At 65.0% G+C, this 17130-nt stretch carries 15 protein-coding genes; 2 read left to right on the forward strand and 13 right to left on the reverse strand.

Annotation, left to right across the window (positions count from 1 at the left end; genetic code table 11):
- Positions 1 to 20 precede the first annotated feature (20 nt).
- The 9 genes from NX775_RS22540 to NX775_RS22580 all read right to left on the reverse strand — a co-directional run bounded on the left by NX775_RS22540 (position 21) and on the right by NX775_RS22580 (position 7913).
- Positions 21 to 536, reverse strand: coding sequence for a gluconokinase (locus tag NX775_RS22540; RefSeq protein WP_258838023.1), 516 nt, complete (start codon positions 534 to 536; stop codon positions 21 to 23).
- A 285-nt stretch (positions 537 to 821) separates the two neighbouring features.
- Positions 822 to 1196, reverse strand: coding sequence for a monovalent cation/H(+) antiporter subunit G (mnhG, locus tag NX775_RS22545; protein WP_183555196.1), 375 nt, complete (start codon positions 1194 to 1196; stop codon positions 822 to 824).
- The gene (locus NX775_RS22550; RefSeq protein ID WP_183555197.1) at positions 1193 to 1471 is read right to left on the reverse strand and encodes a K+/H+ antiporter subunit F; all 279 of its coding nucleotides are present in this window, start codon (positions 1469 to 1471) and stop codon (positions 1193 to 1195) included. Before NX775_RS22550 ends, mnhG begins: the two co-directional genes overlap by 4 nt.
- Entirely contained in the window at positions 1455 to 1973 is a 519-nt protein-coding gene (locus tag NX775_RS22555; RefSeq protein ID WP_183555198.1) for a Na+/H+ antiporter subunit E, read from the reverse strand. Before NX775_RS22555 ends, NX775_RS22550 begins: the two co-directional genes overlap by 17 nt.
- Positions 1970 to 3652 carry a monovalent cation/H+ antiporter subunit D gene (locus NX775_RS22560; RefSeq protein WP_258838024.1) on the reverse strand — a complete coding sequence of 561 codons (1683 nt, stop codon included), beginning with the start codon at positions 3650 to 3652 and terminating at the stop codon, positions 1970 to 1972. The genes NX775_RS22555 and NX775_RS22560 overlap by 4 nt, the downstream gene beginning before the upstream one ends.
- The gene (locus tag NX775_RS22565) at positions 3649 to 3993 is read right to left on the reverse strand and encodes a Na+/H+ antiporter subunit C (protein ID WP_183555200.1); all 345 of its coding nucleotides are present in this window, start codon (positions 3991 to 3993) and stop codon (positions 3649 to 3651) included. The genes NX775_RS22560 and NX775_RS22565 overlap by 4 nt, the downstream gene beginning before the upstream one ends.
- Positions 3993 to 6908, reverse strand: coding sequence for a monovalent cation/H+ antiporter subunit A (locus tag NX775_RS22570; RefSeq protein ID WP_258838025.1), 2916 nt, complete (start codon positions 6906 to 6908; stop codon positions 3993 to 3995). The genes NX775_RS22565 and NX775_RS22570 overlap by 1 nt, the downstream gene beginning before the upstream one ends.
- A gap of 5 nt (positions 6909 to 6913) precedes the next feature.
- Positions 6914 to 7195 carry a hypothetical protein gene (locus NX775_RS22575; protein WP_258838026.1) on the reverse strand — a complete coding sequence of 94 codons (282 nt, stop codon included), beginning with the start codon at positions 7193 to 7195 and terminating at the stop codon, positions 6914 to 6916.
- 130 nt (positions 7196 to 7325) lie between these two features.
- On the reverse strand, positions 7326 to 7913 hold the full coding sequence (locus NX775_RS22580) for a hypothetical protein (RefSeq protein WP_258838027.1): 588 nt from the start codon (positions 7911 to 7913) through the stop codon (positions 7326 to 7328).
- 158 nt (positions 7914 to 8071) lie between these two features.
- Here NX775_RS22580 and NX775_RS22585 point away from each other — a divergent pair, with 158 nt between their 5' ends.
- Positions 8072 to 8356 carry a hypothetical protein gene (locus tag NX775_RS22585; protein ID WP_258838028.1) on the forward strand — a complete coding sequence of 95 codons (285 nt, stop codon included), beginning with the start codon at positions 8072 to 8074 and terminating at the stop codon, positions 8354 to 8356.
- Here the strand turns inward: NX775_RS22585 and NX775_RS22590 are convergent.
- The 4 genes from NX775_RS22590 to NX775_RS22605 all read right to left on the reverse strand — a co-directional run bounded on the left by NX775_RS22590 (position 8332) and on the right by NX775_RS22605 (position 15715).
- Positions 8332 to 10509 (reverse strand): heme-degrading domain-containing protein, encoded by a 2178-nt coding sequence (locus NX775_RS22590; protein WP_258838029.1) that lies wholly within the window; start codon positions 10507 to 10509, stop codon positions 8332 to 8334. The two genes, NX775_RS22585 and NX775_RS22590, sit on opposite strands and share 25 nt — an antisense overlap.
- The gene (locus NX775_RS22595; RefSeq protein ID WP_258838030.1) at positions 10506 to 11846 is read right to left on the reverse strand and encodes an MFS transporter; all 1341 of its coding nucleotides are present in this window, start codon (positions 11844 to 11846) and stop codon (positions 10506 to 10508) included. The genes NX775_RS22590 and NX775_RS22595 overlap by 4 nt, the downstream gene beginning before the upstream one ends.
- A 15-nt stretch (positions 11847 to 11861) precedes the next feature.
- Complete coding sequence (locus NX775_RS22600) at positions 11862 to 13205, reverse strand: GH1 family beta-glucosidase (protein ID WP_258838031.1); 1344 nt, start codon at positions 13203 to 13205, stop codon at positions 11862 to 11864.
- A gap of 86 nt (positions 13206 to 13291) precedes the next feature.
- The gene (locus tag NX775_RS22605; protein ID WP_258838032.1) at positions 13292 to 15715 is read right to left on the reverse strand and encodes a TonB-dependent receptor; all 2424 of its coding nucleotides are present in this window, start codon (positions 15713 to 15715) and stop codon (positions 13292 to 13294) included.
- 268 nt (positions 15716 to 15983) lie between these two features.
- Here NX775_RS22605 and NX775_RS22610 point away from each other — a divergent pair, with 268 nt between their 5' ends.
- The gene (locus NX775_RS22610; protein ID WP_258838033.1) at positions 15984 to 16994 is read left to right on the forward strand and encodes a LacI family DNA-binding transcriptional regulator; all 1011 of its coding nucleotides are present in this window, start codon (positions 15984 to 15986) and stop codon (positions 16992 to 16994) included.
- Positions 16995 to 17130 lie beyond the last annotated feature (136 nt).

The raw sequence follows: 17130 nt of genomic DNA on the forward strand, positions 1-17130 counted from the left end.
GGTAAAGGCTGCGCTGAGAATCAGGCGTTGGCCGTGATGCGTTCGATCAGCGCCTGCGGCGCCAGTGTGATGTCGAGGGTCAGGCCGGTTTCGTCCGGCTCGAGAGGCTCGAGGATCTGCAGCTGGCTCTCGAGCAGCGATGGCGGCATGTAGTGGCCGGGGCGGCTTGTCATGCGCGTGGCGATCAGCTCGCGCGAGCCGGCCAGGTGGACGAAGCGCAGCGCCGGATCGGCGTCGCGCAGCAGGTCGCGGTAGCGCCGCTTCAGCGATGAGCAGGACAGCACCAGGCCACGACCCTGTTCGCGCGCCGTGCGGATTTCGCCGGCCAGACTGGCGAGCCAGCCAGCGCGGTCATCGTCGTCGAGCGGGATGCCGGCGCTCATCTTGCTGACGTTGGCGGGCGGATGATAGGCATCGCCTTCGAGGAACGGGACGCCGTCGTGGGCGGCCAGCATGGCCCCCACGGTGCTCTTGCCCGATCCGCTGACCCCCATGACGACCCAGCGCAGGGCCGGGGATGTGCTGCTTGCCGACATCGTATCTCCTCAATTCGTTAGCGCTAACATCGCGCTTTTTTTCAGTGTTGTCGAGGTTGCAGAATTTGTAAACCAGATATCGATGTTGCAACGCAATGCAATCTGACAGGGGATTGTGGGTGTCTTGCCGGAAATTTCGCGGTGGCTCAGGGGCGCTGACTCGGCGTGCAAAGACGTGACTTGATAGCGCTATCATTGCTGCGATGCGCCAACGTCATGACTGGAGTGTTGTATTTACTCTACGAAAGAGGAAGGCCGGGGCGCGTATCGGCCCCGGCCCGTGACTTATTCTTCGTCGACGATCGAGTAGACGTCGCCGGCGGTGGCGCCGGCATCGGGCCGGCGGGCCCGCAGGTCGCGGTAGACGGCGGCGCGCATGATCATCATCGACACCACGGGCGCCGTGAGCAGGATGAACAGCGTGATGATGACTTCATGCACGACGGGCCGCGATTGCGCGACCGTGAAGTACAGCATGGAGGCCAGCAGCAGGCTGCCGGCGCCGATGGTGACCGTAATGGCCGGGCCGTGGATGCGCTGGTAGAAGGTGCGCAGGCGCAGCAGGCCCAGCGCGCCGATCAGCACGATGCTCGCGCCCACGATCAACAGAAGCGAGACGACAAGGGCAGCCCAGTCGGGCAAGTGTTCGATGCCATTCATTCGATGATCTCCCCGCGCATCAGGAACTTGGCGATCGCGATGGTCGAAACGAAGCCGACCAGCACGATGAGCATCGCCACCTCAAAATAGATTTGCGTGCCGAAGCGGATACCCAGCACCAGCGCGAGCAGCATGCCGCACATCCACAGGGTATCGAGCGCCAGCACGCGGTCGTGGGCCGAGGGCCCGATCAGCAGGCGTATGGCGCACAGCAGCATTGCCGCCATGGCGCACACGAGGGCGTAGCCGATCGACAGTTCAAGCAGGGTCGCCATGGGGGCCTTTCTTCTCGAAGATTTCAATCAGGGGTTGCTCGTAGCGGGTCTGGATGGTGTCGACCCACCAGGCTGCATCGTGCAGGTCGAACACGTGCAGGACCAGTTCATGGGTGTCGGGCTGGATCTCGGTCCATACCGTGCCCGGCGTCATGTTGATCAGGCACGACAGCGCGGCCAGGCCGTACTCGTCGCGCATCGTCAGCGGCACGCGGATGAACTCCGATTTGAGATTGGCGTAATCGGCAAACAGGATCACGCGGCTGACGTTGAAGCATGAGCGCACGACCTCGACCGATGCAAAGCCGAGCAGGCGCAGCGCCACGACGGGTGCGCGCATGCGCGGGTAGCCGAGCGGGTTGAGATGCCGCGTCAGGATCGGCGCGGCGATGCCGAGCAGGGCGCCGAGCAGGACGTGGCCTGGGTAGAACGTCTGGTTCAGCAACAGCCACAGGCCGCACAGCAGCAGCGAGACGACGGGGTGGGGGAGCCAGCGCTTCATGGCGCCTCCGGTGTCAGGTTGATGGTGGGGGCGGGCGATGAGGCCGGCCCGGGCAGGCTCGGCTCGGACAGTACGCGGCCGATATAGGTTGCCGGGCGATGGATCGCGTCGCTGGCGCGTGCCAGGTAGCCAAACAGCGCATTGGCCTGGATCGTCATCCCGATCGCCAGTCCCAGCAAGAAGATAATCGGCATCACTTCGGTGCGGTGCAGCTTGGGCGGCACCAACACGCCACTGGCCCAGAAGGTGCGCACACCGAAGCGCATCATCGAGATCACGGCGATCAGGCCCGACAGCACGATCAGCGCGATCAGCACCCAGCCGGCGGTCGGGATCGTCGTCGGCCCCGTCATGACGCCGTTCGCGGCCGTGGCCACGACCTGCGGGTGGAGCACCGCATGGAACATGCCGAACTTGGCGATGAAGCCCGGCAGCGGTGGCAACCCGGCGATCATCAGTGCGCATGCAGCGAAGGCCAGCGACAGGAACGCCATGACGGCCGGCACGCCGCGCCCGACCGGTTCGACCGGTGCATCTTCGACCGCGTAGGCTTCCATGGTCAGCGCCAGCATCGCCGAGCGCGGCGTGCGGATGCGGTCGATCAGCTCGATCAACAGCAGGAACGCGGCCACCGCGAGCGTCGAGCCGATCAGGTAGTAGATGCCGGCCGTGACCAGGTTCGGCTGGCCGTAGCCGATCACCGCCAGCAGTGTGCCGGACGAGATGATCGCCGCGTAACCGGCCATGCGCCCGGCCGTGTCGGTCGAGAGCATGCCGGCGGCGCCGAACACGATGGTGGCCATGCCGCCGTACAGCAGCGCGTCCTGGCCGAAGCCGGCAGCGGCGCCGGCGTCGTCCGAGAAGATCAGCAGCCACAGGCGCAGCACGACATACGCGCCGACCTTCGTCATCAGCACCAGCATGGCCGCCACCGGCGGCGATGCGGCGGCGTAGGTGGTCGGCAGCCAGAAGCCCAGCGGCCACATCGCGCTCTTGGTCAGGAAGGTCAGCGCCATCATCGTCGCGCCGATCTTGAACAGCGCCAGGTCGTCGCCCGCCAGCAGCGGCACGCGGCCCGCCACATCGGCCATGTTCAGCGTGCCGGTGGTCGCGTAGATCAGCGCCAGGCCGAGCAGGAACAGCAGCGCGGCGGCCAGGTTGATCGCGATGTACTGCATGCTGGCGCGGATGCGCTCGGCGTTATACCCGTGCAGCACCAGGCCGTACGAGGCGGCCAGCATCACTTCGAAGAACACGAACAGGTTGAACAGGTCGTGCGTCAGGAACGCGCCGTTGATGCCCATCAGCAGGAACTGGAACAGCGTGTGGAAGTGCACGCCGATCCGGCCCCAGCGCTGCTTGGTGAAGTGCAGCGAGGCCAGGCCCAGCAGGGCGGTCAGCAGCAGCATGATGCTGCTCAGGCGATCGGCCAGCAGCGCGATGCCGAACGGCGCACTCCAGTTGCCGGCGAGGTAGATGCCCATGCCGTCTTGCCAGGCGCCGCCGTCAGTGAAGTGAACCAGCGCCAGTGCGTTGGCCACGAGGCCGAGGATCGACGCGTAGCTGAGCCAGAACTTCAGGCGGTGCCAGCCCTGCGTGAGCGGGGCCAGTGCGGCGCCGACCAGCAGCGGCAGTATTACCGGCACCAGGATCAGGTGCTGTGTCCAGTGCAGACTCATAAATCGGGCTCCTGGCCGTCAACGTGGTCGGTGCCGGTCAGGCCGCGCGAACCGATCATCACCACCAGGTACAGGGCAGTGGTGGCAAAGCCGATCACGATCGCGGTCAGGACCAGCGCCTGTGGCAGCGGGTCGGCCAGGATGGCCGGATTGGGCAGCGTGCCGGCCGGGGTGAGCGGCGGCGCATCGATCCACAGGCGCCCCATCGCGAAGATGAACAGGTTGACGGCGTACGACATCAGCATCAGGCCGCACAGCACCTGGAAGCTGCGCGGACGCAGGACAAGCCAGATGCCGGAGGCGAACACGATGCCGATGGCAAGCGAAAGAACAAGCTCCATCAGAGGATCTCCTTGGCAGGTGGAATGGTGACGCGCGTGGCGTCGGCGGCCAGGCGGTGGCTGCGCAGCGACTGGTGGGCCAGCGCGACGAGCGTGAGCATGGTCGACCCGACGACCACCAGGAACACGCCCAGGTCGAACATGAACGCGCTCGGCGCGTGCAGTTCGCCCAGCACGGGCAGGTCGAGGTGGGCCGTATGGCTGGTCAGGAACGGGTAGCCGAGGAACCAGGCGCCGATGCCGGTGAAGCAGGCGCAGAACAGGCCCCACGAAATCCAGCGGTGCGGGCGCAGGCGCAGGTGCGATTCAACCCAGTCGGTGCCGGCAACCATGTACTGCACGATCAGCGCGGTGGCAAAAATCAGGCCGGCGACGAAGCCGCCGCCAGGCAGGTTATGGCCACGCATGAAGAAGTAGGCTGCCATCACGCCCATCACCGGCAGCAGCAGGCGCAGGTAGACGGCCGGGATCATCAGGTAGCCGTGGCGCGCCTGCGCGGCCGGTGCCTGGTCCTTGGTCGGATCGACGTCGCTGGCCTGCTGCACGGGAATCGCGATCGATTCGGTCGCAGGGCGGAAGCGGCGCAGCAGTGCATACACGGTCAGCGCCACGGCCGACAGCACGGTCACTTCGCCCAGCGTATCGAAACCGCGGAAGTCAACCAGCAGCACGTTGACCACGTTCGAGCCGCCGCCTTCGGTCAGGGCGCGCAGCACGAAGAATTCGCCGATCGACGGCGGCGGGGTGCGCATCAGCACCGCGTAGCTGGCCGCAGCGATGCCCAGGCCGCCGCCGACGGCGATCAGGCTGTCGCGCGAGCGCCGGAACCACGTGCTTGGCGGCGCCTTCGTCAGCTTGAGCACCTTCGGCACCAGACGCGGCGGCAGCCAGCGCAGGCCGAGCAGGATCAGCACCGTGGTCACGGTTTCGACCATCAGCTGGGTCAGCGCCAGGTCGGGCGCCGACAGCCAGACGAAGGTGATCGCAGTGACGATGCCGGTGCCGCCGACCATGCTCAGCGCCGCCAGGCGGTGGTACTTGGCCTTGTAGGCCGCGCCGGCAGCGCAGGCGGCACCGATCAGCCACAGCACGGCGAACAGCGGTTCGATATTCAGCAGGTTCACGGGTGGCAGGCTGAACCATGGGTCGACCAGCAGCAGCGGCACGACGATCATGAACGACATCAGGACCAGCAGTTGCGGCTGCAGGCGCCGGGTGCCGGTCAGGCGGATGATCCAGGTCGCGCCCAGCGACAGCGCCAGCATCGTGCTCTCGTAGGCTTGCGCGCCTTTCAGGCGGTGCAGCACCGGCACCCGCGTGCGTTCGCGCAGGTCGTGGCGGCGCAGCAGCACCCAGTACAGCAGGGCGCCCAGTACCAGCGCCGCGCCGCTCATCCCGAGCGCCAGGTTGAAGCCGTGCCAGATCGCCAGATCGTAGGCCGGCATGGCCGCGCCCAGCACGGAGCTCGACGCCACGGCCAGGATGTCGCCCACCACGCGCTCGGGCATCACGCCCACGGCGATGCACAGCACCACCAGGCATTCGACCGGGAAGCGCATCCAGCGTACCGGCTCATGCGGTTCCTGCGGCAGGTCCTTGGCCAGCTGGCCAAAGAACACGCTGATGAAACGCAGCGAATACGCCACGCTGAAGATGCCCATCGCCACGGCCGCATACGACATCTTCCAGTCTTCGGTGCCGCCCACGTGCGCGGTCTCGGCAAAGAACATCTCTTTCGACAGGAAGCCGTTCAGCAGTGGCACACCGGCCATCGAGGCCGATGCGACGATCGCCAGCGCGGCAGTGACGGGCATTGCACGGCGCAGCCCGCGCAGTACGCGCATATCGCGGGTGCCCGTCTCGTGATCGATGATGCCGACCGCCATGAACAGCGACGCCTTGAAGATCGCGTGGTTCATCACGTGGAAGATCGCCGCCACCACCGACAGCGGCGAGCCGATGCCCAGCAACACCGTGATCAGACCCAGGTGGCTGATGGTCGAATAGGCGAGCAATCCTTTCATGTCGTTCTGGAAGATCGCGAAGAAGGAGCCCAGCAGCAGCGTGATGACGCCGGCCCCGCCGATCAGCCAGGTCCATTCGGGCGTGCCGCCCAGCGCCGGCCACAGGCGGATCAGCAGAAACACGCCGGCCTTGACCATCGTGGCCGAGTGCAGGTAGGCCGATACGGGCGTGGGCGCAGCCATCGCATGGGGCAGCCAGAAGTGGAACGGGAACTGCGCGCTCTTGGTCAGCGCGCCCAGCGCCACCAGGATCAGGGCCGGCAGGTACAGCGAATGGGCGCGGATCTGGTCGCCGGCGGCGAGCACCGCATCGAGCTCGTAGCTGCCGACGATGTGGCCCAGGATCAGCACGCCGGTAAGCAGGCACAGGCCGCCGGCGGTGGTGACGGTGAACGCCATGCGCGCACCGCGGCGGGCATCGTTACTATCTTGCCAGTAGCCGATCAACAGGAAGGACGTGAGGCTGGTGAGTTCCCAGAACACCACCAGCTGGATCAGGTTGCCGGACAGGACCACGCCCATCATCGAACCCATGAACGCCAGCATGTAGGCATAGAAGCGCGCCACCGGATCCTGCTTGGACATGTAGTAGCGCGCGTACAGGATCACCAGGAGGCCAATGCCGAGCACCATGATCGAGAACAGCCAGGCCAGGCCGTCCATGCGCATGATGAAGTCCAGGCCGAACAGCGGCAGCCACTCATAGCGCTCCAATACCACCTGGCCGGCGCCGAGTTCGTCGAATTTGGAGATGGCGATGATGAGCGCCGCCAGGGTGAACACGCCGGCAACGGCGGCGGGCCGGTTGCGCGATGTGTTGGGCAGGCAGGCGGAAATGATGGCGCCCGCGAAGGGGAGAAGGACGAGGAGGATCAGTGGCAGTGAGGTCATCGACATCATCCTTCGGGGCAGTGCGACATGTAACGGCGTGCGCACAGGCGCAGGGCAGGTTGGGGCTGGTTCATGGTGTTCTCCGGCGCGCGCGTGCGTACTGCATGCGCCGCGCCATGGGCGTGCGTCGCCGGCGCCACGGGTACGTTGCGTACCGTCGTGGTCACCGGCGAGGGTGATTGTTGGTTGGTTGCGTGCCAGATGGCATCCGGCAGCCCGGCAAAGCAGGCGTGCAGATGGTTGGCAATCAACGATCCGGGGGGCGTAGTTGGGCTAAATTCTGGCATGCGCCGCCTCGTGAAATACTTCTCGGAATGCGACACTCTACCGTAGTTGACGACCTGACTACAACGCGTTTCGTCGTTTATTTCGATTTTACTGCTTGTAACTTCGGGTGCAGCGCAACAAATTCGGGCATCAGGCCGTGATGTTCAGCACCGGTTCAGCGGCTTCATCGACGCCATACGTGGCGCGCACTTCGGCAGTCAGCGCATCCTGTGGCGCGGCTTCTTTTGCCGCCGCCGCCTTCGTCGCGGCAGCCGCTTCGGCCTGCTGGCGCAGCTTGGTGTCGTAGGCGGCTTGCTCGTCGTCGCTGACGGTCTTGTCCGAATTGGTGTCTGCCTCGGCGACGTAGTCATTGGTCGTTGAAGACGTGGCGGACGTGGACGTTGATGCGGCGGGCGCTGCGCCGCCGGTCGGGGCCGCTGCTGCTCCTGTGGCTGCCTCGCTCGACGCTTCACTCCCGGTTGCCGTTGTCGTGTCGCTTTCAGTGCCTGCTTCGGCTACCGCGCGCTGCACGCGCGACGCATCGGCCTGGGCATTCAGCTGGTCGCCCAGGCGCGCGCTGGCGGCCGATTCGGCGCTCTGGGTCGGCGGCGCAGCGCTGTCCTGCTCGTCCGTCGTGGGGACCGGGCCAGGGGTAGCAACGGTCTCATCGGGCGTTTTCCTGGTGGCCGGTGCGTAGGTGGCCTGGGTTGCGGTGCTGCTGCTGATGCTGGAAACCATGATGTTTGTCCTGTGGCGAATCGTATCTCTTTAACGGCTTGAGACCGACTGCGCAACAGGGCGACAAATGTAAAGCGGCGTAAAGCCGGCCTCTTGGTAGTCGTCCTGGTTCGACACGCAGGCTGGTAGGATGTCAGGCTCGTCCCGCTCAATCCTGCATGGCCGATTCAACCAACCCTGTCCCCGCCATGATGACGTCTCCCTGTACCCGCACGCGGCGCCAACTGGTGCGGCCGCTATTGCTGGCGCTGGCGCCGGTCGTGCTGATCATGATCGCCACCGGCGTCGTGCGCTGGACCAGCCTTGGCATCGACCTGCCCACCCCGGTCTGGCTGTTCATCTGGAGCAAGCTGGTGATCGTGACCGTGGTGGTGTGGCGCTTTGCCTGGCAGTGGTACCGCCAGGAAGCCGCGCGCCGTTACGGCGAACCGGGCGCCAGGTAGTCCTTCAGCGCCGCAACCACCAGCGCATGGTCGTCCGGTCCCGGTAGCCCGGACACGGTGACCGTGCCAACCACGCCCTGGCCGCGCACGATCACGGGGAAGGCCCCGCCGTGAGCCGCGTAGTCGCGCATGTCCAGGCCCGGCAGCGCATCATGGTCGCCCCCGCCCTGGCGCACTTCGTTGTGGGTATAGAACGAGCTGTGGCCGGTGCGCCCCACCAGATTGTTTTTGCGGCGGATCCAGTCGGCGTGATCCGGTGACGCCCCCGGCATCGCCTGTTTGAACAGCACGGCGTCGCCGCGCGTGACCTGGATCGTCACCGTCTTGTGTTCGCGCTCGGCGCGCGCAACGAGCTGTGCGCCAACGGCGCGCGCGGTGGCATCGTCGAAGCGGTCGAATTGGAGTTGCTGTTCTTCGCGCAGCAGCGCGGCAAGCGAGACGGTGGCAGTGTCGGTCATGGCATGGGGCGTGAGCGCGGACAGCGCCGCGGTCACGTACACCAGCGGCGCGTTCCAGTTGATGGCGACCTCGTTGGCGGCGTAGCTGCATGCGTGGTCGAGATAGGACAGCGCGGGCAGCTTGCTCGGATACGGCGGGCAGTCCTTGGCGTCCTGCTGGCCCGGATTGGGGCCGCCGGCGAGCCAGCCTGGCACCGGCGCAGCCACGCCATCGGCCATCGATGGCCGGTGGTGCGGATGCATGACCGGGCGCGCGCCAAAGCCCGTGACGAACGTGTAGCCGGTGGCGTTGCGGCCCAATACGTAATCGAGACTCGACTGCGCCGCCTGCAGATAGGCCGGCGTGCCATTGATGCGGTAGGCCTGCAGCAGCATCATGCCCTGGTTCAGGATCACCGCATTGCTGCCCCAGACGATGTCTTTTGATGCCAGCGGCACCCGGTAGCCGCCATCGGCCGTGGCCGCGAGCTGGCTGGCCAGTGCGTCGATGCGGCGATCGATCAGGGCGCGGTCGATGCCGGGCTTCAGGCGGCCGCGATGGTGCGCCAGCGACATCCAGCCCAGCGCAGCTACATTGTCCCAGCCCGGTGTGGTGAGTGCGGCGTCACGCTGCATGAAGGCTTTCGCATATCCATCCTGCCCGGTCGCGATGAACAGTTCGGCCGCTGCCCAGGCGAATTCGTCGGCCAGCTGCGCGTCGCCGTATTCGCCGGTGACGACATCCTTCGGGTTCTTGAAAACGACATTCGGGTGCGCTTCGGCCCAGCGCCACGCGGCCTGCGCCGCCGCCAGCATGCGCTGCGACAGGCCGGGCCACTTTGCGTCGTACGGCGCCAGCACGCGGCTGGCGGTGGCCATCGTGGCGGCGAAATCGAGCGCCGCCGCCGTGCTCTTGGCCACCACGTAGCGCGGCGTGGTGGATGCCGCATGCGGCATCACGATCCCGTCGAAGCGCAGGTTGGTGAGCTTGTGGTACACGCCGCCATCGGCCGGGTCCTGCATCGTCAGCAGCCAGTCGAGGTTCCACAGCGCCTCGTCGAGGATGTCGGGCACGCCGTTGCCGGATTCGGGAATGCCGATGTCGCGCTTGAAGACATCGGGGAAGTGCTCGAGCGCGGCCAGCAGCGTGTAGGTCGAGATGCCCGAGTTGACCACATATTTGTTGTAGTCGCCGGCGTCGTACCAGCCCTTGGGACTGGCGATGACCGCGCCTTGCGGGCGCGCTTTTGATGCCGCCGACGCGTGCACCAGCACCTTGTCGTCCGGATGGCCGGCGGGCCGCGCCCACGCGCCGGCAAATTGCGGCGTGAGGGCGATCGCACTGCGGTTGAAGTAGAACGCCTTCAGGGCCGCGTCGCCCAGCGCGCGGTAGCCATCCTGGGCGACCGTGAACGGATCGGACAGCAGGCTGCCCACGCGGACGCGGTAGGCGCCGGCCTGCGTCAGCGCACTGAAGTCGGCCACGCGCACGGTCTCGCCCGACGGCGCCCAGCGGCTCGCCGCATCCAGCGCGCCATCCAGCACGACCTTGCCGTCAGCATCGACGACCTCGAACCGGTTTGCACCGACCGCCTGCGGGATGACGGCCAGCTTGTGCGATTGCGGCAGAAAGCCCACCGCATTGACCTTGATCTCTGCAGATCCGGCGCCGGCAGCAAGCGTCAGCAGCGCCGTGGCGAATACCGTGCGCTTCATGCCGGCACCGTCTTGCCATCCGTGCCGACGCCCGCCGCCGGCGTGCTGCCGTCGTCGTGATAGAACGGCGCGTACCAGGTGGCGATGAACGACGGGATCGTCGCGACCATTACCAGGCCGAAGTAGGCGACGTAGCCCATCATCTCCTGCAGGTGGCCGCTGATGACGCCCGTAACCATGCCGCACAGGCCCATCAGGCCAGTGCCGAACGCGTAGTGGGTGGTCGTGTACTTGCCTGGTGCGAGCTGCTGCATCAGATAGATCATGAAGCCGACCGCGCCAAAGCCGAAGAAGAACTTTTCGATGGCCACGCCCAGCGTGATCAGCACCAGGCTCGATGGCGTATAGATGCTCATGACCAGGAAGGCGACGTTCGGGATGTTGATCGCGCAGCACAGCACGAACAGCGTCGACTTCAGGCCGCGCTTGGCGACATACAGGCCGCCCAGCAGCGAGCCGACCAGCACCGCGGCCAGGCCATAGGTGCCGTAGATCAGGCCCAGCATCTCGTTGGACAGACCGAGGCCGCCTTTCGAGGCCGGGTCGACCATGAAGAACGGGCCGATCTTTTCCAGCAGGCCGACGCTGAAGCGAAACAGAAATGCGAACGCGATCATGCGCCACACGCCGCGCTTCTGGAACAGCGTGACGAAGGCATCGACCAGGATGCGGCCGGCGTCCTTCGCGCTCGATGGCGTGTCGGCGGCGCGCGCGCCCTCAGGCATGAAGCGCCAGTGCCACAGCGCCATCAGCAGCGTCAGGCCACCGACGAGCAGGAAGATGATGCGCCAGGCGTCGATCCAGTCCGGGCCGAACACGCCCGGGTCATGGCCGAACACGTGGGTGTGCAGGTAGCCGCTCAGGTAGACCATGCCGCCGGCAGCGACGATCGGGCCGATATTCCACGACAGGCTCTGGATGCCGCAGTACAGCGACTGCGCGCGCGCGTCGAGTGATGTGACGTACACGCCGTCGCTGGCGATGTCCTGCGTCGCGCCGATGAACGACAGCGCAAAGAAGATCGCCATCAAAAAGGTCATGTAGCCAGGAAGTTCCATCAGCAGCGCCACGCCGGCAAAGCCGGCGCCGATGGCGAGCTGCGAACAGAGGACAAAGAACTTCTTGGTGCGGTACATCTCGACGAACGGCGCGAACAGCGGCTTGACCGTATAGGCCAGGATCAACAGGCTCGAATACTGGGCCGCGCGGCCATTGTCCATGCCCAGATTCTTGAACATGATGGCGGTGACGCTGGTGAGCATCACGTAGCCGAGCGCCATCGTGAAGTAGCCGGTCGGGACCCACAGCAGCGGTGATACGGTTTTGGCAGGACGCATGATCGATCCCGTTGATCAAGCCTTGATGCGGCTGGCGATGAATTCGCGGTACCACAGCGCGCTGTCCTTCAGCGTGCGCTGCTGGTTCGCATAGTCCACGTGCACGATGCCGAAGCGCTTGGCGTAGCCCGAATTCCACTCGAAGTTGTCGAGCAGGCTCCAGAGGAAATAACCGCGCACGTCGACGCCCGCATCCATCGCGTCCTTGAGCGCGGTTAGGTGGCTGCGCACGTAGGCGATGCGCGCCGCATCGTGCACGCGGCCGTTTTCCAGCACGTCCGGATTGGCCATGCCGTTTTCGGTAATGTATACCGGCGGCAGGTCGGGATATTCGGCCTTCAGTTTGAGCAGCAGTTCGGACAGGCCTTCAGGGAAGATTTCCCAGCCCATGTCGGTCACGCCGTGGCGCGCCGGCGCCGGTACAGGCGGCGTGCTGGCGCTGCACCACGAGCGGAAGTAGTAGTTCGAGCCGAGGAAGTCGATCTTCTGGTGGATGATGGCCAGGTCGCCGTCAGCAATGACGGGGGCGTTCTCGCCATGGCCGCGCAGCGCCAGTTCCGGATAGCGGCCCTTGAAGATCGGGTCCATGAACCACTGCACCGAGCGTGCATACTCGAACTCGGCCATGTCGCGGTCGGCCTGCGAATCGGTGGCCGCATCGGCCGTCCACTGGTTCAATACGATGCCCAGCTGCGCGCTGCTGCCAACCTCGCGCATTGCGCTCATGGCCAGGCCGTGCGACAGCAGCAGGTGGTGCGAGACCTGGATCGATTGCTTCAGGTCGGCCACGCCGGGTGCGAACTGCGCATTGCCGTAGCCCAGGTTGGCCGTGCACCACGGTTCGTTGTGGGTGGCGATGGCTTCTAACCGGTTGCCGAAGCGGCGCGCGATTTCGCGTGCGTAATCGGCGAAGCGGTAGGCGGTCTCGCGATTGAGCCAGCCGCCATCGTCCTGCAGGCCTTGCGGCAGGTCCCAGTGGTACAGGGTGGCGTGCGCGCGGATTCCTTTGCTCGCCAGTTCGGTCAGCAGACGGTCATAGAAATCGAAGCCCGCTTCGTTCCAGGCGCCCTTGCCATCCGGCTGCACGCGAGCCCAGGCGAACGAGAAGCGGTAGGCGTCCACGCCGATCGAGGCCATGATGCCGACGTCTTCCTGGTAGCGGTGGTAGTGGTCGCAAGCGACAATGCCGTCGCTGCCGTCCTTGATATTGTTCTGGTCCAGGCAGAAGGTGTCCCAAATCGACGGCCCCTTCCCATCGACGGCGGCAGCGCCCTCGATCTGGAAGGAACTGGTGGCCACGCCCCAGGTGAAGTCGGAAGGAAAGTTGTTGCGGAAGTCGAAGTCGGGGCTGTTGGTCATGGAACTCTCGGATCACTGCTGGGGCAGATTCAGGTCAAACAAAAAAAGCAGCGCGCCCACCGGGCGCGCTTGCCATGCTTCAGCTTTTAGAAATCAAAGCCGGTATTCACGCCAACCGTACGGGGTGGCTTGTACTGCGCCAGCCAAGGGCCGAAGCCGTTGAAGGCGCTGGTCTTGATCTTCTTGTCGCCGACGTTGCGCACGAAGGCGTCGACCCACCATTTGTCCTTCGCGTAGCGCAGGCCAAGGTCGGCGCTGGCGTAGGCTTTCTGGCGGTCTTCCGGACCCAGGTCGAACACACTCAGGCTGACTTCATCCTCGTAGCGCGCCGTGATGCGCGGCACCAGGGTAGCACCATCAGCCAGGCGGAACGTGTGCTGGTACTGTACCGTGGTCGAGAACTTCGGTGCGTGCGGCAGCTTGTGACCGCTCACGTCCAGGCAGGTCTCGATGCGGGTGTCGACCGTGCACGGTGGCAGCGCATAGTCGTTCGAGCCGGCGACCAGGTGACCCAGCTTGGTGTCGAGCACTGCCAGCGCGATCGACAGGCGGCCGTCTTTCCCGATACGGGCGGCGATCTCGGTTTCCAGGCCCGTGACCTTGGCGCCATCGGCATTCTCGATGGCCAGGCCACGGCTGCCGTCGGAGAAGCTGACCGGCGAATTGAACTGGAAGTCCTTGAAGTCCATGTAGAACAGCGCGTTGTTGATACGCAGTGCGCCGTCCATGAACGTGCTCTTCGAACCGATCTCGAAGTTGGTCAGCGTCTCTGGCTGGTATGGCAAGCCGCGATCCTGCACGCCGCCGGCCTTGTAACCGGTCGACACGCTCGCATACACCATATTGCTGCGGTCGATGTCGTAGTTCACGCGCACCAGGCCGGTGGCCTTGTTGTCGCTGTAGCGGCCATCGTTCGGCACGCCGGCCTGGTAGCCGTTGACCGGATCGCGCGGATCGATCTGCGGATTGAGCGGCAGTTGTGGCGCGCTGGCGTCGTACGCCCAGGTGTAGCCGCGGCCGCCAATGTGGACGCGCTTGTCGTGGGTGTAGCGCACGCCGCCGGTCAGGTGCCAGGCGTCGGTGATGTTCCAGGTGGCCTGGCCGAAGACGGCCGAGTTTTCCACGGTCTGGTCAGGCTGGATGAACGAGCCCTGCCATGCCACGGTGCCGTCTTCGGTGCCGTTCATGCCGCCGATGTCGAAGCGGATATTGTTTTTTTCCTTGCCGTAGTAGGCGCCGACCTGCCAGTCGATGACGCGCGCGCCGACCGACTGCAGCAGGACTTCGTGGCTGTAGCTGCGGTAGTTGGAGTCGGTCGTGGTGTGTTCCTGGAACTTGCCGCCCGAGATGATCGAGGTCGGGAGGATCGTGCCGCCGTCCTGGTCGAAGCGCATGTCGCCGCTGTACTTGGACCAGCCGGCCACGTATTGCAGCGCGAGGTCAGGGCTGATGTCCCAGCTCAGGCGGCTGCGCACGTTGTCGCTGTCACGGTTGACCCATGGCGACGAATCGGACAGCGTCGACCAGTGGTCCTGGCCCGCCCGTGGCGTTTGCATCAGGTTGGCGCTTGGGGTGCCGCGGTCGATGAATTTTTCGTAGGCGATGTTCCAGCGCAGGTTCGGCGCCAGATGCCACAGCAGCGACATGCGCGCTGCAGTCTGGTCCTGGGCGCTGTACTTGTCGCCGCCGGAGACGTAATTGTTCGGATTGATCGGGCGGAAGCCGGCAGCGGCGCCGCCGGCGGCCAGGTAGGCAGCGCGCTGTTGCGCGATCGACGGGTTCGGGAATTGCTGGTAATCGACGTAGCCGTCATGACGCTCGTGCACGACGGCAAAGCGCAGTGCTGCCGTTTCGGACAGCGGCACATTGACCGCACCGCGTGTGCCGATGCGGTTGTAGTCGCCGATACCGCCTTCAACATAGCCCGAGCGGCTGTTCAGCTCTGGCTTGACGGTCTGGATATTGACGGCGCCGACGGTGGAGTTGCGGCCCCACAGCGTGCCTTGCGGGCCGCGCAGCACTTCGATGCCTTCGACGTCGAACAGCAGGGCAGTGGCGCCTTCGGCGCGTGGCGAATACACGTTGTCGACGAACGAAGCGACTTCAGGATCGGCGTATTCGGTCTTGGCGCTGTCGTTGCCGATGCCGCGCAGCGTCATCGTGGTTACGCCGTGGTCACCCTGGGCCGTGGCCTGGAAGCCCGGCACCAGTGCGACGACGTCGAGCAGGGTCTGGACATGGTTGTCGGCCAGCGTGGCGGCGGTCAGCGCGGTGACCGCGATCGGGGTGCGTTGCAGCGAGGTCGAGCGCTTGGTGGCGGTCACGACCACTTCGGCGATGCGGCCATTGTCGACGACTGCTGCCGGGGTGGCGGCGGCAGGCGACGCCGGATCGGCAGCCGATTGGGCCTGCGCCGTGCCGATGCTGGCGAGCAGCGTCAGGATGGCCAGGCGGATAGGGGCGGACGAGGGCGTACGGACCCCTGCCAGTTGGGGCGTCATGGTTGTCATGCTTGTCTCCGATATAGTTTTATGGATGCTGCTTGCGTTAGGACTGATAAGAAATCGGTTTCATCAATCTTGAAAACGGTTTCATAGTAATTTCATCGGTAAAAAAATGTCAATTAGTATTTATGATAGGGAGTAGCGGGTTTGTTGCAGGTCAACGACGGATTGTTCATGAAAGCGTTTCATAAGCATCTTCCAGCGGCCGTTTTATGTGAAAGCTGCGTGATATACTTCAAGCAACAAATTGCCCCGGACCTGTCCAGAACGCTTCATGAAAAACATCGATAGCGGTATCACCACGCTGTACCAGGTCGCCAGCAGGGCAGGCGTGTCGCCGGCGACCGTCTCGCGCTTTTTGAATGGCACCGCCAAGGTGTCGGACGACAAGCGGCGCACGATCGAGCGTGTCATCGATGAGCTCAACTACAAACCCAACCGTCTGGCGCAAAGCCTCAAGATGGGCAGCACCAACACCATCGGCGTACTCACCCAGTCGCTCGAGAGTGGTTACTTCAACCGCGCCATGGTCGGCATCGAAGATGCGGTCAAGGCCTCTGGCTATGCGCTGTTGATCATGAGTGGCCACTGGCATGCCGACGAGGAAGCCGAGCGGGTCGAACTGCTGATCGGGCGCCGCGTCGATGGCGTGGCGATCCTGACCGGCAATATGAGCGACAAGCAGATCCTCGACTTTTCGCGCCGCGTACCGATCGTGGCGTTCGGGCGCGAAGTGCAGGGCGAGCGCACACAGGCGTTTTGCCTGGACAACTACGGCGGCGCCTGCGAAGCGGTGGAATACCTGATCAGCCAGGGGCACCGGCGCATCGCCCATATTGCCGGGCCACCCGATCATCGCGACGCACGCGAACGCCTGGCGGGCTACAACGACACACTGGCCAAACACGGCATCGCAAGCGACCCACGGCTGGTCGTGACGGGCGACTTCAGCGAGTCCAGCGGTTTGCTGGCGCTGAACAGCCTGCTGGTGGCCAATGTCCGTTTCAGCGCGATCTTCGCGGCCAACGATTTGACTGCATATGGCGCGCGCCTGGCCCTGTACCGCCGCAATATCCGCGTACCCGAAGACATCTCGCTGGTCGGGTTCGACGATCTGGAAAGCTCGATGTACACGACGCCGCCGCTGACCACCGTGCGCCAGCCGCTGTATGAAGTCGGCACCGGGATCGGGCGGCGCATGCTGGCGATGCTGGGGCATCAGCAACCGGCGGCCGATGTGCCGGGGTTGAGTCTTGTTGTGCGGGAGTCGGTGCGGCTGGTGTAAGCGCCATTTTGCAGGCTTGCTCAAGTGACTTCATAAAAATAGCTTGCTATTAAATAGCGAGCTATGTAATATGCTGTTCATGGCAGCGCCGAACGTACCCCGGAACGGGCGAGCGGGTCGGCGGGCCAAGGCAGCA

Origin of the sequence: Massilia aurea (assembly GCF_024753205.1) — a bacterium.
Lineage (GTDB): Bacteria > Pseudomonadota > Gammaproteobacteria > Burkholderiales > Burkholderiaceae_D > Telluria > Telluria aurea.

Bases quoted from the DNA above. Each gene is read 5' to 3' on its own strand.
- NX775_RS22565 (WP_183555200.1), bottom strand. From the start codon at position 3,993: ATGGAGCTTGTTCTTTCGCTTGCCATCGGCATCGTGTTCGCCTCCGGC.
- NX775_RS22570 (WP_258838025.1), bottom strand. From the start codon at position 6,908: ATGACCTCACTGCCACTGATCCTCCTCGTCCTTCTCCCCTTCGCGGGC.
- mnhG (WP_183555196.1), bottom strand. From the start codon at position 1,196: ATGAATGGCATCGAACACTTGCCCGACTGGGCTGCCCTTGTCGTCTCG.
- NX775_RS22585 (WP_258838028.1), top strand. From the start codon at position 8,072: ATGGCCGATTCAACCAACCCTGTCCCCGCCATGATGACGTCTCCCTGT.
- NX775_RS22540 (WP_258838023.1), bottom strand. From the start codon at position 536: ATGTCGGCAAGCAGCACATCCCCGGCCCTGCGCTGGGTCGTCATGGGG.
- NX775_RS22575 (WP_258838026.1), bottom strand. From the start codon at position 7,195: ATGCCAGAATTTAGCCCAACTACGCCCCCCGGATCGTTGATTGCCAAC.
- NX775_RS22580 (WP_258838027.1), bottom strand. From the start codon at position 7,913: ATGGTTTCCAGCATCAGCAGCAGCACCGCAACCCAGGCCACCTACGCA.
- NX775_RS22560 (WP_258838024.1), bottom strand. From the start codon at position 3,652: ATGAGTCTGCACTGGACACAGCACCTGATCCTGGTGCCGGTAATACTG.
- NX775_RS22595 (WP_258838030.1), bottom strand. From the start codon at position 11,846: ATGCGTCCTGCCAAAACCGTATCACCGCTGCTGTGGGTCCCGACCGGC.
- NX775_RS22600 (WP_258838031.1), bottom strand. From the start codon at position 13,205: ATGACCAACAGCCCCGACTTCGACTTCCGCAACAACTTTCCTTCCGAC.
- NX775_RS22555 (WP_183555198.1), bottom strand. From the start codon at position 1,973: ATGAAGCGCTGGCTCCCCCACCCCGTCGTCTCGCTGCTGCTGTGCGGC.
- NX775_RS22605 (WP_258838032.1), bottom strand. From the start codon at position 15,715: ATGACAACCATGACGCCCCAACTGGCAGGGGTCCGTACGCCCTCGTCC.
- NX775_RS22590 (WP_258838029.1), bottom strand. From the start codon at position 10,509: ATGAAGCGCACGGTATTCGCCACGGCGCTGCTGACGCTTGCTGCCGGC.
- NX775_RS22550 (WP_183555197.1), bottom strand. From the start codon at position 1,471: ATGGCGACCCTGCTTGAACTGTCGATCGGCTACGCCCTCGTGTGCGCC.
- NX775_RS22610 (WP_258838033.1), top strand. From the start codon at position 15,984: ATGAAAAACATCGATAGCGGTATCACCACGCTGTACCAGGTCGCCAGC.